Source organism: Candidatus Pelagibacter sp. PS_34 (genome assembly GCF_059417845.1).
In genome coordinates, this window is sequence record NZ_CM182068.1 from 1 (window position 1) to 16,011 (window position 16,011).

A 16,011-nucleotide genomic window follows, 5' to 3' on the forward strand; every position below is an offset into this window, starting at 1 on the left:
ATGACAAGCAACAACACAACACAAAGTACAAAAGATGTTTCATCTGAAGCTTTAGATTGGGCTGTAATTCAAAAGGATATGAAAAATAAGCTAGGTAGCGATATATATGAAAGCTGGCTTAGAAAGATAGACTTTGTTGAAGAGATGAATAGCTATGTCTTACTTTCGGTTTCTACTAGATTTATTCGAGACTGGATTACTTCAAGATATTTAGACCAAATTTTACAAATAGTAAAAACGTATAAGAAAGATTTAACAAGAATAGAGTTTAAGATTATTGAAAAAAATTCTGAAAATGAGATAGAAAATAATTTTACTAAAAATGAAAATAATGAAAACGTATCATTCATTAAAGATACATACTTGCAATATAACAGAATAGATCCAAATAAAAGATTTGATAATTTTATAACAGGAACAAGTAATAAACTTGCCTATGAAGCATCCATGAAAGTTTCAGAAAATATTTCTCATTATAATCCACTTTATATTTATGGAGGAGTTGGAATGGGAAAAACACATTTATTAAATTCAATTGGTCTTTCATTAAAAGAAAAAAACAAAGTTATGTTTATTTCTGCTGAGAGATTTATGTATCAGTTTGTAAAATCAATCAAATCTAATGATATGGTGAAGTTTAAAGAGTATTTTAGAAATACTGACATATTATTGATAGACGATATTCAATTCATGAATGGTAAAGAAGCAATGCAAGAAGAGTTTTTTCATACGTTTAATGCACTATTAGATAAAGGCTCACAAGTTATAATCTCTGCCGATAGAGCTCCAAACAAATTATCAAGAATCCAAGATAGAATTAAATCAAGATTTGCTGGAGGTCTTGTTGTAGATATACAAAAACCTGACTATGAACTTAGAAGTAAAATTGTTAAACAAAAAACAGAGGAACTAAATATTTTTTACTCAAATCAAGTAAATATTTCAGAAGAAATACAAAAATTTATAAGCACAGAAATAACCACAAGTATTAGAGAGTTAGTAGGAGCAATTAATAGAGTTGTTTCTTTTTCAAGAATTTACAACAAAGTTCCAAATTTATCAGAGGTTAAAGTAGTTTTAAAAGATCTATTAAATATTGGAGAAAACAAAGTAACAATAGATTTAATACAATCAACTGTATGTAAGTTCTTCAAAATTAGTAAAAGTGAGATGCTTTCTTCAAGAAGATCTAGATATCTTGTAAGACCAAGACAAACAGCAATATATTTAACAAAAATTTTGACATCTAAGTCATTACCTGAAATTGGAAGAGAATTTTCTAATAGAGATCATACAACAATCATTCATTCAGTTAAAACCATTGAAAAATTGAAGGAAAAAGATCCAGAAATGACAAACAATATTAATAATCTAAAAAATCAGATATTGTATAATAAAGAAAATGAAATTTAACGTTAATCAACAAGATCTGCAACAAGCACTTAATTATTGCCAAGGCGTAATTGAAAAAAGAAGCACACTCCCTATTTTGTCAAATGTTTTATTAAATGCGAGTAATTCTAACCTAACAATTACAGCAACCGATTTAGATTTAATATTTATTCATCAAATTAACAATGTAGAAGTTATAGAAGAAGGAAACACAACTACCACGTCATCTATTATGTATGACATCATAAGAAAATTTTCGTCAGGAAAAAAAATTAATTTATCTTTAACAGACGTTAGCAAACTTCAAGTTGAGTCTGAAAAGTCTGTTTTTAATTTAAATTGTATTAGTGCATCTGAGTTTCCACTAACAGATGAAAACTTTAATCAAAATGAATTTTCTATAAAATCAAAACAATTATTGAAATTATTGAATAAATGTAAATTTTCAGTTTCAAATGATGAAACAAGACACTATTTAAGTGGAATTTTTTTTCATCAAACACAAACTGAAGATAAAAATTTTTTAACAGCAGCAGCTACAGACAGTCATAGAATGTCTATTTCAAAAATAAGATTAGACCAGCAAGTAGATTTTGAACCAATAATACTTCCTAAAAAAACAATTTTTCAACTATGCTCATTGTTAGAAAGTTATGATGGTGATGTTAAAATTTCAAATATTAAATCTAAAATAAAATTTGAATTAAATAATAGTATATTAATATCTAAGTTAATTGATGGAAAATTTCCAAATTATATTCAGGTAATACCTAAGAATAATCAAAAGAAGTTAGAAATAGATTTAAAATTATTTTTAGACTCTGTTGATCGAGTTGCTTCAGTTTCATTAGATAAAAAAGATGGAGTTAAATTTAATTTGTCAAAAGACGTTTTAAACTTATCAGTTAACAACACAAATAGTGGTGATGGAAAAGAAAGTTTAACTGTAAAGTTTGATCATGATCTAGAAATAAGTTTTAATTCTAGATATTTAATTGATGTAGCAGCACAACTTGATGGAGATAAGATTGAAATTTTTTTCAATGATACTGGGTCTCCGGCATTAATTAAAGATCCAGGCGATTTTGACAGTATATTTGTTGTAATGCCTATGAAAGGCTAGCTTAAAGTATCAAGTTCAGTATAAATAGTTTTTTCCAATTCCTTTGTAAAAATTTCCTTGCTTAGTCCAGGTTCAATAGGTTTTAAAATTGAAACAGTTAGAGTGGTATTAATTTTTTTCCAACCATGTTTTGGCCAGGTATTACCAGAATTGATTGCGATTGGTTGGCATGGAATATTCAATTCTTCATAAATTCTACCAGATCCTTTTTTAAAAGGAGTTCTATCTTCTGCAGAAAGTCTTGTTCCTTGTGGAAAAATTATTAAAGGTCTTTCAGATAATTTCACTTGTTTAGAAATATCATCGAAAAAACCTAAGTTTTCTTTAGAAATTTTATTTCTTTTAATTGAAATTGACCCTATTTTTTTTAAATACCAGCCAAATATAGGAATCATTAGCAATTCTTTTTTTAAAATAAAAACAGGAGAATTAAAAATAGTTTGTAAAAAAAAAGTTTCAAACATTGACTGGTGTGAAGCAGCTATAAAAAATTTTTTTCCTCTAATTATGTTTTCCCTACCTTTAATGATTATCTTTGTTGATAAAAATATTTTTAAACATAAAGAAGTCCAAAAGCCCATAATTTTTCCACCAAATAAAACTATTTTTTTTGGTAGTAAAATTGCTGGCAAGAAAATTATGGAAATTAAAACTATTCCTAAGAAAAAAAATAATGAAAATAAAAAATTTCTTATCATATTAATCAAAAACTAAATCAAATCTTTTAGTTTTTGTCTTTTTTTAATAATATTAATCTTTGATCCTTTAATTATTAATTCTGCTGGTTTTGGTCTTACATTGTAATTTGAGCTTAGTGACATTCCATAAGCTCCAACATCACACATTATCACAAGATCTTTTTCTTTTAATTTCTGAAAACCTTTTATAGTTGTAAATTTGTCTGTACTTTCACAAATTGGTCCTACAAATTCATAAGTTTTGTTTGAAATTCTATTATTTTTTACTACAGGTATAGTTTGGTGATTTGCACCATATAATGCAGGTCTCATAAGATCATTCATTGCAGCATCTAATATGACGAAATCTTTTTTAGTATTTTCCTTTATATAAATAACTTGAGAAATTAAAAATCCAATATTACCAACTATAGATCGACCAGGTTCAAATATTATTTTTGTTTTTTGGTCCTTTAAAAATTTTTGTATAGCAATGTTATATTTTTGATAGTTAAGTTTTTTACTATTTTTTTCATAAGATATACCCATGCCCCCACCTAGATCAATAAATTCAAAGACATGACCACTTTTTTTTATTATTTTATTCACTACATTGAGCATTTTTTCATATGGTTTGTGATCTAAAATTTGACTACCAATATGAACACTTAAGCATTTAAGGTTAATATTTTTAGAATGATTTGTAAAATTTACTAATTCAAAAAAAGTTTTTTCATCTACACCAAATTTATTTTCTTTTTTTCCAGTTGAAATTTGTTTTAATGTCTTAGCATCTGTATTGGGATTAAGTCTAATACCTATATTAACTATTTTTTTTTTTGATTTTGCAATTTTTTCAATTTCAATAATTTCACTTTTAGACTCAGCATTTATTAATAAAATTTTTTTATCAATTGCATAACTTATTTCTTTTGAAGTTTTACCCACGCCCGAAAAAACAATTTTTTTTGGGTCTATACCTGCTTTTAGAGCCATCATTAACTCACCCATTGAAACAACATCAGCACCTAGCCCTAATTTTCTAATTTCTCTTATCAGATTTACATTAGTATTGGATTTGACAGCAAAACAAATCAATGGAGAAAAAGAGCTAAAATTTTTTTTAAAATTTTTTATATTTTCTGTTAGCCGTTTGTGTGAATAACAATAAGTTGGTGTACCAAACTTTTTTGCTATTTTTTGAACATTAACTTTTTCAATTGTTAAGTTTTTATTTATATATTTCATCAATCTACTGACTTTGGAAAAACCATTTCATTCCCCTCATATTGAGGATCTCCTTTTTTTCCACATGAAAACAAGAAAGAACAAATTATAAAAATTAAAATTAGTTTTTTTATCATTTTACATCTTTTTATATTTCATTATCATTTTTTTGATATTATCAAAAGACGTTCCACCATAAGATTTTTTAGAGTTAACAGAGTTTTTCACATTAAATATCTTTAAAACTTCAATTGTGAGCCTTGGTTCAATTTTCTTTAGTTCGTCAATATCTAATTCATTCAATTTTTTCTTTTTTTTCTCTGCATAATTCACAATAGAAGCTGTAGTTTGATACGCTTTTCTAAATGGCATTGAATGATTTTTAACAAGATAGTCAGCTAAGTCAGTAGCTGTAATATAGCCTGAGTTAGCAAGGTCTAACATTTGTTGTTTATTAGGCTTTAGATTTTTTAAAACCTCATTAAGAATAGCAATACTATTATTAAGGATTTCATTAGATTTGAAGAGTATTTCTTTGTCATCTTGAAGATCTTTAAAATAAGATATGGGAAGTCCTTTAAGAATTGTCAGCATTGAAAATAAATTTCCATAAACCATTCCAGTTTTCCCTCTTAAGTATTCTAACAAATCGGGATTCTTCTTTTGAGGCATTATCGAAGAACCAGTTACCACTTTATCTGAAAGTGCAATTAAGTTGAATCCATCAGAGTTCCAAATAATAAGCTCTTCAGCAATTCTTGAAATATGCATTGAACAAACAGAAGCGCTATATAAAAAATCTAGAACAAAATCTCTATCTGCAACAGTATCAATTGAATTATTTGTTGGTCTTTTAAAGCCTAGTTTTTTTGAAGTAAAATTTCTGTCAATATTAAAAGAAGTACCTGTTAAAGCGGCAACACCCAAAGGATTTTCTGATAAACTTTCTAAATTATAGGTAAATCTTTTTTTGTCCCTATTAAACATTTCTACATAAGACATTAAATAATGTGCAAAAGATACAGCTTGTGCATTTTTTAAATGAGTAAACCCAGGCATTATGGTTTCAATATTTTTTTCTGAAATTTTGAGAATGGTTTTAATAATATTGTCTAAATTCTTATTAATTTCTTTAGTTGCTGAAGTCGTCCACATTTTAAAATCAGTAATTACCTGATCATTTCTAGATCTAGCCGTGTGAACATATCCAGCCTCTTCTCCTATAATTTGAAATAATCTTTTTTCAATATTCATATGAATATCTTCATATTTTTTATTATATTCAAATTTATTTTTTAAAATTTCTTTCTCAATTTTATTAAGTCCAAAAATTATCTTATTCTTAATTTTAAAAGAAATAATTTTTTGTCTAAATAACATCTCAACATGTGCGATTGATCCTAAAATATCTTCTTGAAAAAGCTTTTTATCAATATCTATTGAATTACCAACTTTTTGGAACAAAGTTGAGGCATCTTTCTTTATTCTTGATCCCCATATTGCCATATTGTTTTTATTTTTTACCATGATAATTAATTATACATATTTAGCATGAAATTATTATTAATATTTATCTACCTAATAACTAGCAACATTAGTTATGCACTAGAAAAACCTAATATAAAAAATTTAGTTTTATCAAAAAATACAAAAATATATGAGGGAGTAGTTTTTAAAGACTCAAATAATTATGATGTAAATTTAGATGATTTTAAAGGAAAATTGTTAATATTGAATTTTTGGGCTACTTGGTGTGCTCCTTGCAGAGAGGAGATGCCATCTCTAGATGACTTACAGTCAAATAGTAATTTTGATAACTTAAAAATTTTTCCTATTAATATTGGCCAGGAAAATTTCTCTAAATCAGATTCTTTTTTTAGAGAACTAAATATTCAAAATCTAGAGATATATTTTGATGCGCCAATTACTTTGGCTAAAAAATTTTCTTTAAGGGGAGTTCCTACAACTATTTTATTTAATAAAAAAGGTGAAGAGTTTGGGCGTATTATGGGATCTATTGATTTTAATAATTTGGATTTTATTAATTGGCTAAAACAATACGATTAATCTTTAAAGAAATAAGCAAAACTAACCAATGCTACTATAGCAATGAATTGCAGCAACACTCTTAGCTGCATCAGTTTATTCGAATATTTTTTGCTAGTTTCGCCACCTTTGAACAAAGTTCCAATTCCTAAGATCAAGACGACTGCTACAACTATTAAAAGCACAATACCTAAAATTTTAACTAATGTTCCTGTTATCATGAAACTATTGTAGAATAATTTTTAATAAAAAAAACATAATAAAAACATCTATGACACTTTGTCTATCAACTACAATTATTAAGCCAGAAAAAGACATGCCAATTAAAAATGCTATTATTTTACTGCACGGTTATGGGGGTGATGGGAAAGACATAAGTATGTTGACCTTAAATTGGAAAAGATTTTTGCCTAATACTATTTTTTTATGTCCAGATGGTCATGAAGAATGTAAAATTAACCCAGCAGGTTTTCAATGGTTTGATTTAACTAAAGATGATCCAAGTTATATTCTAGAAGAATCTAAAAAAGCAGAAAATAAACTCCAAAAATATATTGAAGAAGTTAAAACTGAATATAATCTTAATAATTCTCAAATTTGCTTATCAGGATTTAGTCAAGGATGCATGATGTCTATTAATTTAGGTTTAACTAGCAATCAAAATTATAATTGTATTGTTGGTTTTTCTGGTAAGATAATTAATCAAGATGATCTTAGTATGAGAAAATCTTCTTCTACTAAAATGCTATTGATACATGGTGATCAAGACGCAGTTGTGTCACCAACATTTTTATTAGAGGCAAAAGATTTCCTAATTAGAAATAATATTGAAATTGAAACCAAAATGATAAAGAATTGTGAACATCATATTCCTATTGAGGCATCAAGCGCGGCTTTAAATTATATTAAAAATAACTTTCAAATATAATTAAATTCTATTTATTGATAAATTATTTTTTTTCAGTTAGAGTTTTTTATAATGATTTTTAACGATCAGAATTTGTCTTTAGAAAAATGTCCTGCGCTAGTGTTAAATGCAGATTATAGGCCTTTAAGTTATTATCCATTGTCTTTATGGAGCTGGCAAGATTCTATAAAATCTGTTTTTTTGGATAGAGTTGTTATAGTTAGTAATTATGACAGAGTTATTAGGAGCCCATCGTTTAATATGAGATTACCAAGTGTTATTGCATTAAAAAGTTTTATAAAACCACAGTCTAATCCTAGCTTCACAAGATTTAATGTTTTTTTAAGAGATAAATTTTCATGTCAATACTGTGGAAGTGGTGAAGATCTTACTTTTGATCATTTACTTCCAAGATCCAAAGGTGGACAAACCAACTGGGATAATGTTGTAACTGCTTGTTCTTCATGCAATGTAAAAAAAGGTGGAAGGTTATTAAAAAATTTGGATATGAGCTTAAATCAAAAGCCATATCAGCCATCTACAGAAGACCTACATAAAAATGGTAAAAATTTCCCACCAAATTTCCTACACAAGAGCTGGATGGATTATTTGTATTGGGATGTTGAGTTAGAAGCTTAATTAAATTTTCTCAGAAATATTAATAGCAATTTTTGATCCAGTTTTAATTAATTTATCCAGAATAGAATACATTCCTTTTTTAGTTGCACCTTCTTTATAGGCTATATCTTTATGATGCAGCTCATCTTCTCTAAATTTAATTATTTTTTCTTTTAATTTTTTCTCATCGTTTTCTAACTCATTAATTTGATTTAGATAATGTTCGTCAATTACTTCTTCCACTGAGGCAGTGCATAGCATAGCAGCTTTTTTCCCCAGCATTGTTGAGCCAAAACCAAGTCCTACACCAAGCAAATCCCATAAAGGTAAAAACTTTGTAGGTTTTATATTTCTTTTTTTAATTTCATTTTCAAAATATTCACAGTGTTCTTTTTCGTGAATTTTCATTTCTTCAATTTTCTTTTTAAGGTTTTCATCTTTAACAAATGTATTTAGAGCTAGTAATTGGCCTTCATAAATCTTTATTGCACCTCGTTCACCTGCGTGATCAACTCGAATAAATTCTTTTACTTTTTCTTTATTTGTTTTTTTCATAAGTTAAGAAAAGTTTTATAGTTATAGTTGTGATTATTAAAGAGATAAAAATATTTATTGTAGCAAGAGATAATCCTAAAATTTTAAACGTTGCATCTTTACAGCTAACTGTAACCTCTTTTAGCTGATTTAGAAGAGCTTCTTTAGTCAAATCTGCATTATTAGAATTTAGGTCACAAACTAAAGACTCTTTTATAAAGCCTTGCTCTATTCCAAAATGATAAAACGAAATAGAGAATGCTATAATAAATGTAATACTTAAAATTATTAAAAAAAATCTTTCAAACTTTTGAATAAAAATAAAAAGTAAAATTATAACTATTGAAACAACATAAGGTATTCTTTCAATTAAACAAAGATTGCACGGTTGATGACCCAAAATATGTTCAATAAAATAGGCTGTTAAAAGAGCAAAAATACTGAATAACAATATAAGATGAAGTGTAGTTTTTCGTTTAATCATGTTTGTGTTATTTAATTGCAAAATATATTAGGGTAAAAATTAATACAATTATAATACCTAAAATTGTAAACCATTTTGCAGCATCAGTTTTCATAAACTTGCTAAAAATATCACCAAATTTATATGATAGGTATGAGACGATAAAAAATCTCAACCCTCTAGAAAATAGACAAATAATGAAAAATATAGGCAAATTAAAACCAATCATACCACTTGTTATTGTGAATACTTTAAAGGGCAAAGGCGTAAACCCAGCAAGAAATAATGTAGCAAGCCACACATAAAGACCACTTCCCTCAGATAAGCTATTTTTAAGATTAATTACCTTTTCTTCATAATTATAAAATTCTACTACAATCATTCCAAGATCAAAAAAATAAGATCCAATGAAATATCCAAGGATACCTCCAAGTGAAGAAAACAAAGTAGCTATTAAAAAAATTTTTAAATAATCATTTTTTTTTGCAATAACCATTGGAGCAATCATAACGTCAGGTGGGATTGGAAAAAAAGAACTTTCAGTAAAAGATAAAATTGCAAGATAAGTATTTGACTTCTTGTGGGCAGCAAGTTTTAAAGTTTTTTGATATAATTCATTAAGCATTTTTTTGTTTTTAATATAAATTATGTTCTTATACTATTTAATTTTATAGTTATAATAAAGAAAACAAAGGGCGAGTGGCGGAACTGGTAGACGCGCACGACTCAAAATCGTGTTTCGCAAGAAGTGAGAGTTCGATTCTCTCTTCGCCCACCAATATATTATGGAAATAAACAAAATTAATAATTTATTAGAACTATTTTATAAACAGTATCTTACACAAGATAAAACAAGTGTGTTTTTACAATCCTTAAAAGAAGTTGAAAAAAAATATTCTTGGGAAGATGTATATTCAAATGTCATTAAACTTTCTGAGGAAATATCAAGATATATAAAAAAAGGTGATAGATGCTTGTTAATATCAGAAAATAGACCAGAGTGGATGATATCAGATTTATCTATTATGCTTTCGGAGGGCATAACAGTTCCGGCTTATACAACTTATGTAGAAAGAGACTATGAGTATATAATTGATGATTGCACTCCGACTGTTTTAATCATTTCTAATAAGACACAGTATTTAAAAGTAAAAAATATTATACCTAAAAAAAAATTTATAAAAAAAATTATTTTTTTTGATGTAATTGAAGAATTTGACCAAGAACTTCATGTAAGTATTAATCAAATTTTTGCTAATAAAAACTTTAATTCCTTAAATTTTTCTGAATTAAAAATTCAAAGAAAAGATATTGCTTGTATAATTTATACATCTGGTACCCAGGGAAATCCAAAAGGAGTTGTATTAAGCCATGGTGGAATTTTAAACAATTGTGAGGGAGCCCTTGGTTTATTAAAAGAGTTTGTCTCAAAAAAACCTAAATTTTTGACATGGCTACCCCTTTCTCATTCATATGAACATACAGTCCAATTTGTTCAAATAGTCGTGGGAGCACAGGTATTCTATGCTGAGAGTATAGAAAAACTTATAAAAAATATGGAAAATTGTTCACCTGAGATAATGACAGCAGTTCCTAGATTTTATCAAAATTTACATCAAAAAATAAATACTAATTTTAGTAAAGCTACAGGAATAAAAAAATTCTTAATCAATCAAACCATCAAACTTGGAAATAAGAAATTAAATAGAGTGCAATTTTCATTAATAGAAAGTTTAATAAATTTTGTTTGTGATCTTTTAGTACGAAAGAAAATCAAAGAACAATTTGGTGGAAATCTAAAGGCATTTATTTCAGGAGGAGGAGCGTTAGACAAAGAAGTGGGTTGCTTTTTAAATGCAATTGGTCTCCCAACGTTACAAGGGTACGGATTAACCGAAACATCTCCTGTAGTAAGCTGTAATTCTATTAATGAAATTAGGGTAGAAACTGTGGGCAAACCATTTAGGGGAAATTTAGTTAAAATTGCAAATGATGGTGAGATTCTGGTTAAAGGAGAAAATGTGATGTTGGGTTACTGGAATAATGAAGAAGAAACAAATAAAGTTTTAAAGAATGGATGGTTATCTACAGGTGACATTGGAGAGTTTGATGGCGAGTTTTTAAAAATAACAGATAGAAAAAAAGATATAATTATAACTCCAGGTGGAGATAATATTTCTCCAATCAAAATAGAGAGTGATTTAAATAAATCTAATTACATAGAGCAAAGTTTAGTTTATGGTGACAACAAACCTTATCTAGTTTGTTTAATTGTTTTAAGCTCAGAATATAAAAATATAAAGAATGAAGAAATTAAAATAGAAATAGAAAAAATAAATAAAAATTTAAGTAAAATAGAAAAAATAAAAAAGTTTTTTGTAATTAAAAATCAATTTACAATTGAAAACAATATGATGACCCCTACTTTAAAATTAAAAAGATATAAAATTATAAAAACTTATCAAAATGAGTTAGAAAAACTTTTTAATTAATTTTTATAAAAGACATTATAAGTCGCATAAACGTTAATGTTTTTTACATAACAAAAATTTTAAATAAAAATTTTTTTTAAAAAATAAATTTATAATTTGCCAATTAATTAATGAATTGACATCACTTGTATAAAAAAATAAAAATAAGTTAACAACGAATCACTTTGATTCGTTTAACTTAAACAGGGAGCTAAAGATGGCTACAAAGAAAAAAGCTAAAAAAGCTAAAAAGAAGACTAAGAAAAAAGCTAAAAAAGCTAAAAAAGCGAAGAAAAGAAAAAGATAGTATCTTAGACTTTTCAAAAAACGCTTCTCATAACGTTATGTGTGAGAGGCGTTTTTTTTGCCCTAATTTTTAATCCTCAGTATCGGTAATTGGCTCTGAGTCTGTGTCAGATTCTGTGATAGGTTCTTTAATCTTAGTTGGTGCAGCCACAGCTTTTGCTTGGCCCTCAAAATTTCTCTTTAAAGCCTTATCTAATTTTTTCTGGGTATCTTCTAATGATACACCCATCACTATTTGAAATTCAGATAAAATTCTTTCATAAGCTTTTTCAAACAACTGTCTTTCACTGTATGATTGATCAACCATTAAGTCGTCACCTTTATTTAAATCTCTAACAACTTCTGCAAGCTCATAGATTTTGCCTGAAGAAATTTTTGCTTCATATTCCTGTGCTCTTCTACTCCACATAGATCTTTTAATTTTTGGCTTGCTTTTTAAAATAGATATACATTTATTGACCTGATTTATTGTTGCAAGAGGTCTAAGATGAGATTGCTTATTTACAGGAACCATACCATTGGCTTTGTCTTTTTCAAATTTAAGAACATAAGTTTCAACATCAATTCCACCAATGTTAATTTTTTTAAACTCTGTAATTTGGCCAACGCCATGTTTTGGATAAACAACGTAATCTTTAACTTTATATTCTCTTTTTTCTGTTTCTTGTTTTTTTACCTTTTTAATTTCAGGCTTAACTTCATTACTTTTTGAAATTCTTAAATTATCAGTTTTAATTTCTACTTTTTCTGGAACAGCTTTTTTAGAGACTGTTTTTAAATTTTTTTTAATTTTAGTTGGAGTTGCTTTTATTGTTTTAGTTTTTTTTACTGGAATTTTTTTTTTTACAACTTTAGCTTTAGGAAGCGTAGGCTTTTTTGCTACCTTTGCTTTAGTTTTTTTTTTTACTTTTTTCTCAGGAGTTTTTTTAAAGATTTTCGCTAAAATATTTGTCGTACTTGTTTTCTTCATTTTTATATTTTTCATTATCCTCTGGAGGATCTTTTTTAATAGTTATATTTGGCCAAATTTCAGAATACTTTGTATTTAGTTCAAGCCATTTTTCGCTCCCAGACTCAGTATCTGCTACTATCGCATCTACTGGACATTCTGGCTCGCAAACGCCACAATCTATACACTCCTCCGGTTTAATTACAAGCATATTTTTGCCTTCATAAAAGCAATCAACAGGACAGACTTCAACGCAGTCCATTAGTTTACACTTAATACATTTATCATTTACAACGTATGTCATTTTCCCAATTCACTTTTTACTTTTAACTTCAAGTCTCCCATTGTCTTGGCATCCACATATAGTAAACCTGAGAGTCTTCTCATTAAGTTTGTTTCATAAATGTCAGCACTATCGTTTGAATAGATTATTTTCCATAATGACTCAATTATTTTAATTTTATCAGAATCTGGAACATTTTTTACTTCTCTTGTAAAATCTAATATTTGATTTGAGTTATCTTCAACAATTATTGCTTCAGACATAATTTTATCTATCTCAGAGACCGGTGCGCCTAAATCAATAAGCGTTTCTTTAATAATATCTTCTTCTTTTTTTTCATAAGCCTCATCTATTTTTGCTGCATGAATTAGCAAGGCAGCAATTTTAGAATAAGAGTTATCCTGAGGTTCATTTTTTTCTTTATTTTTAAAAAAGCTAATCATTAATTCAAATTTAAGTTTTTCAATACTTTAAATGGGCTGTTTGAAGTATCTATTTTTTTAAAAGTTTTTTTAATTTGTTTTTTTGGATTATATCTAAAATACATATCATTGTCTTTTTCTAAAGTTTTATAATTCATTTTTTCAATCAATTTCTTAAAGTTATCTTTACTACATCCTAATAAATTAAGCATCTCTGGTACTAGTTTAATTTCTTTATCCTTTTCGGGGCTAGCGTTAATAATTAGCATAAATAATCTCTCTAAGATGTCAATTCTAACAAAATAATTATCAAAATTTTCAAATCCACATAAAAGCATAAATTTTTTATTTCTTTTATTTTTGTCATCTAAAAAATTTAAACCAAACGTAGGTGGCGTCAACTCAAAATACTTTTGGTTAAAATTTTTCCATAATAAAGTTCTTAAAGAAACTGCTTCAGGTTTTAATAGTTTGAATAAAAAAATATGATAACGCCCAAACTTCACCCCTAAGTCTCTTAAAATTTTTCTTTCATCTTGCCCAAGTTTTTTTAAGTATTCGGTAACCATTTCTCTTTTAACTACACCATTGCTTTCATACAATTGATAAGCTAAAGCTTTAATGGATGAGTTACTTTCTTTTAAATTTCTTAGATCAATTAAACTTTTTAGTATTAAATTAATTTTTTCATTAACCCATTTTTCAATAAATTCTGATAATTTTTGTTTGTCATTATTTTCTAAAAGATCATCTACTATTAAAAGTATATCTGGATTTAAATAATCTTTTCCGGTTACTAATTTTGCAATAGGAAAATTTTTCCAATAGATTTTAAAATCATCTTTTAATTCAATTAGACCTGTTTCTATGATTAACTGAACTCTTTTTTGAAGCTCGGGCCCCACAGTCTGTCTTGCTGCCTTTTTCAATGATTTAATGTCAGTTTCTAAAGCCCCAACTTTTAAGTCCATTTCAAATTTTAGACCTTTTAAATCACCAATAAACTGCTCATCAATTATTACTTTGTCGTTTTCCATTATTTCAGTTTTAAAATCCATATCTTGGTTTAAGCCTCTTGCAAGTACGCTGGCTCGTTTATCAATAAATGTTTTTGTAAGTTCTTCATGTAGTCTATCTGATAATCTATCTTCTAATAGTTTTGTTTTCTCTATCCAATAATCTTGGTTTTCAACCCAATTAATTTTATTGGAAACATAAGACCAAGTTCTAACATTTGCAATTCTATTTGACAAAGAATCTACATTTCCTTCTAATTTATCTAATTTCATCAACTGTAATCTCATATAATCATTGGTAATTTTACCATAATTACTATTTAAAAAATTGAATACCTTGCCAACAACTTCAATATGATTTCCATATGTTTTTTTCACAAAGTCTGGAATTTGACAACACTCCCAAAGTAATTCAAGTGTTTCTCTGTTGTTTTCAATTTTGTTACCTTCCATATCTTTTAAAAAATATTTTAATACTTTTTCATCTCCGCACTCGTGTATTTTCCTTAACCAATCTTTATTGGGTTTTTCTTCAAGTGATTTAATTAAACTTAAAGCGTTATTAAAATTTAAATTAGAATTTCTCCAAAATAACATTCTAATTTCTTCAAATTTATGATTTTCAAGTAATTCTACTTCCTCAGCTGAAATATCTTTGCAGTCTCCAGTCACTCCAAAACTACCATCATTTAAATATCTGCCTGCTCTTCCAGCAATTTGCCCAATCTCAGACATATTAAGACGTCTTAATTTTTTACCATCAAATTTTTTAAGGTTTGAAAAATATACATTTTCTAAATCCATATTAATTCCCATACCAATTGCATCTGTAGCAACTAGGAAATCAACATCCCCTGATTGATATAATTCAACCTGCGCATTTCTGGTTTTTGGACTTAGAGAGCCCATAACAATAGCTGCTCCACCTTTTTGTCTACGTACAAGTTCAGCAATTGCATAAACTTCTTCAGTTGAAAAAGCTATTATTGCAGTTTTTCTATTTATTCTTGATATTTTTTTATGCCCTACATAAGTAAGTTTTGAAAGTCTTTCTCTATTTATAAACTCAGTGTCTTCATTCAATTTATTAACTATATTTTTAATAGTGCTAGATCCCATAAACATCGTTAGTTTTTCGCCACGAAGATTTAACAATCTATCAGTAAAAATATGACCTCTCTCATGATCTGCACACATTTGTATTTCATCAATACCCACAAAATCTAAATGCTTATTGATTGGCATCGATTCTACTGTGCAAAGAAAATATTTTGCATTAGGAGGAATTATTTTTTCTTCACCCGTGATTAATGCAACTTTATCAGAGCTTATTTTTTTTATAATTTTGTCATATACCTCTCTTGCAAGTAAACGTAATGGAAATCCAATCATTCCCGAATCAAAAGAAAGCATTGTTTCTATTGCAAGATAGGTTTTGCCGGTATTTGTTGGACCAAGAACAGCTGTAATTTTATTTTTAGACATTTCTATTGATGGTACCTTAAATTTTTACTCCACCATATATTGTTGTCCATAAAGAACAAAAATAGGTTAAAACATGACCGAATCATTAGAGA

At 27.3% G+C, this 16,011-nt stretch carries 17 protein-coding genes and 1 tRNA gene; 7 read left to right on the forward strand and 11 right to left on the reverse strand.

Annotation, left to right across the window (positions count from 1 at the left end; translation table 11 throughout):
- Entirely contained in the window at positions 1-1,413 is a 1,413-nt protein-coding gene (gene dnaA, locus AC5SL3_RS00005; protein WP_271498742.1) for a chromosomal replication initiator protein DnaA, read from the forward strand.
- A complete protein-coding gene (dnaN, locus tag AC5SL3_RS00010) occupies positions 1,403-2,515 on the forward strand; it encodes a DNA polymerase III subunit beta (protein WP_271480398.1) in 1,113 nt (370 codons plus the stop codon). Before dnaA ends, dnaN begins: the two co-directional genes overlap by 11 nt.
- Here dnaN and AC5SL3_RS00015 read toward each other — a convergent pair.
- The 3 genes from AC5SL3_RS00015 to argH form a co-directional block, all read right to left on the reverse strand.
- Positions 2,512-3,213 carry a lysophospholipid acyltransferase family protein gene (locus AC5SL3_RS00015; RefSeq protein WP_011281690.1) on the reverse strand — a complete coding sequence of 234 codons (702 nt, stop codon included), beginning with the start codon at positions 3,211-3,213 and terminating at the stop codon, positions 2,512-2,514. The two genes, dnaN and AC5SL3_RS00015, sit on opposite strands and share 4 nt — an antisense overlap.
- A gap of 12 nt (positions 3,214-3,225) precedes the next feature.
- On the reverse strand, positions 3,226-4,440 hold the full coding sequence (gene lysA, locus AC5SL3_RS00020; protein ID WP_494578113.1) for a diaminopimelate decarboxylase: 1,215 nt from the start codon (positions 4,438-4,440) through the stop codon (positions 3,226-3,228).
- Between the two features lie 117 nt (positions 4,441-4,557).
- Positions 4,558-5,946: an argininosuccinate lyase gene (argH, locus tag AC5SL3_RS00025; protein ID WP_494578115.1), complete on the reverse strand. Its 1,389-nt coding sequence runs from the start codon at positions 5,944-5,946 to the stop codon at positions 4,558-4,560.
- Positions 5,947-5,970: 24 nt separating this feature from the next.
- On the opposite strand from argH, the gene AC5SL3_RS00030 reads away from it, so the two are divergent.
- Complete coding sequence (locus AC5SL3_RS00030) at positions 5,971-6,486, forward strand: TlpA family protein disulfide reductase (RefSeq protein ID WP_006997492.1); 516 nt, start codon at positions 5,971-5,973, stop codon at positions 6,484-6,486.
- On the opposite strand, the gene AC5SL3_RS00035 is transcribed toward AC5SL3_RS00030, so the two are convergent.
- Positions 6,483-6,686, reverse strand: coding sequence for a twin transmembrane helix small protein (locus AC5SL3_RS00035; RefSeq protein ID WP_018413748.1), 204 nt, complete (start codon positions 6,684-6,686; stop codon positions 6,483-6,485). The genes AC5SL3_RS00030 and AC5SL3_RS00035 overlap by 4 nt on opposite strands.
- Positions 6,687-6,736: 50 nt before the next feature.
- Between AC5SL3_RS00035 and AC5SL3_RS00040 the strand changes: the two genes are divergently transcribed.
- Both AC5SL3_RS00040 and AC5SL3_RS00045 read left to right on the forward strand, forming a co-directional pair.
- The gene (locus tag AC5SL3_RS00040) at positions 6,737-7,393 is read left to right on the forward strand and encodes an alpha/beta hydrolase (protein WP_020169009.1); all 657 of its coding nucleotides are present in this window, start codon (positions 6,737-6,739) and stop codon (positions 7,391-7,393) included.
- Positions 7,394-7,444: 51 nt separating this feature from the next.
- Positions 7,445-8,011 carry an HNH endonuclease gene (locus tag AC5SL3_RS00045; protein WP_006997489.1) on the forward strand — a complete coding sequence of 189 codons (567 nt, stop codon included), beginning with the start codon at positions 7,445-7,447 and terminating at the stop codon, positions 8,009-8,011.
- Here the strand turns inward: AC5SL3_RS00045 and AC5SL3_RS00050 are convergent, their stop codons facing one another.
- From AC5SL3_RS00050 to AC5SL3_RS00060, 3 genes are read right to left on the reverse strand one after another with little or no spacing between them, the layout of a single operon-like run.
- On the reverse strand, positions 8,012-8,545 hold the full coding sequence (locus AC5SL3_RS00050; RefSeq protein WP_006997488.1) for a demethoxyubiquinone hydroxylase family protein: 534 nt from the start codon (positions 8,543-8,545) through the stop codon (positions 8,012-8,014).
- Positions 8,529-9,008: a disulfide bond formation protein B gene (locus AC5SL3_RS00055; protein WP_006997487.1), complete on the reverse strand. Its 480-nt coding sequence runs from the start codon at positions 9,006-9,008 to the stop codon at positions 8,529-8,531. Before AC5SL3_RS00055 ends, AC5SL3_RS00050 begins: the two co-directional genes overlap by 17 nt.
- Before the next feature lie 7 nt (positions 9,009-9,015).
- Positions 9,016-9,612, reverse strand: a complete 597-nt coding sequence (locus AC5SL3_RS00060; protein ID WP_006997486.1) for a YqaA family protein — start codon at positions 9,610-9,612, stop codon at positions 9,016-9,018.
- Positions 9,613-9,680: 68 nt separating this feature from the next.
- Between AC5SL3_RS00060 and AC5SL3_RS00065 the strand changes: the two genes are divergently transcribed.
- Both AC5SL3_RS00065 and AC5SL3_RS00070 read left to right on the forward strand, forming a co-directional pair.
- Positions 9,681-9,765: transfer RNA gene (locus AC5SL3_RS00065), tRNA-Leu, on the forward strand.
- A 7-nt stretch (positions 9,766-9,772) separates the two neighbouring features.
- A complete protein-coding gene (locus tag AC5SL3_RS00070; RefSeq protein ID WP_041185772.1) occupies positions 9,773-11,479 on the forward strand; it encodes an AMP-dependent synthetase/ligase in 1,707 nt (568 codons plus the stop codon).
- A 355-nt stretch (positions 11,480-11,834) separates the two neighbouring features.
- Here AC5SL3_RS00070 and AC5SL3_RS00075 read toward each other — a convergent pair whose 3' ends face one another.
- The 4 genes from AC5SL3_RS00075 to AC5SL3_RS00090 are packed head-to-tail and all read right to left on the reverse strand — an operon-like array spanning position 11,835 to position 15,919.
- A complete protein-coding gene (locus tag AC5SL3_RS00075) occupies positions 11,835-12,749 on the reverse strand; it encodes a CarD family transcriptional regulator (RefSeq protein ID WP_494578117.1) in 915 nt (304 codons plus the stop codon).
- Complete coding sequence (gene fdxA / locus AC5SL3_RS00080; protein ID WP_006997482.1) at positions 12,691-13,017, reverse strand: ferredoxin FdxA; 327 nt, start codon at positions 13,015-13,017, stop codon at positions 12,691-12,693. Before fdxA ends, AC5SL3_RS00075 begins: the two co-directional genes overlap by 59 nt.
- On the reverse strand, positions 13,014-13,439 hold the full coding sequence (locus tag AC5SL3_RS00085) for a tellurite resistance TerB family protein (protein WP_006997481.1): 426 nt from the start codon (positions 13,437-13,439) through the stop codon (positions 13,014-13,016). Before AC5SL3_RS00085 ends, fdxA begins: the two co-directional genes overlap by 4 nt.
- Positions 13,439-15,919, reverse strand: coding sequence for a helicase-related protein (locus AC5SL3_RS00090; RefSeq protein ID WP_018413755.1), 2,481 nt, complete (start codon positions 15,917-15,919; stop codon positions 13,439-13,441). Before AC5SL3_RS00090 ends, AC5SL3_RS00085 begins: the two co-directional genes overlap by 1 nt.
- Positions 15,920-16,011 lie beyond the last annotated feature (92 nt).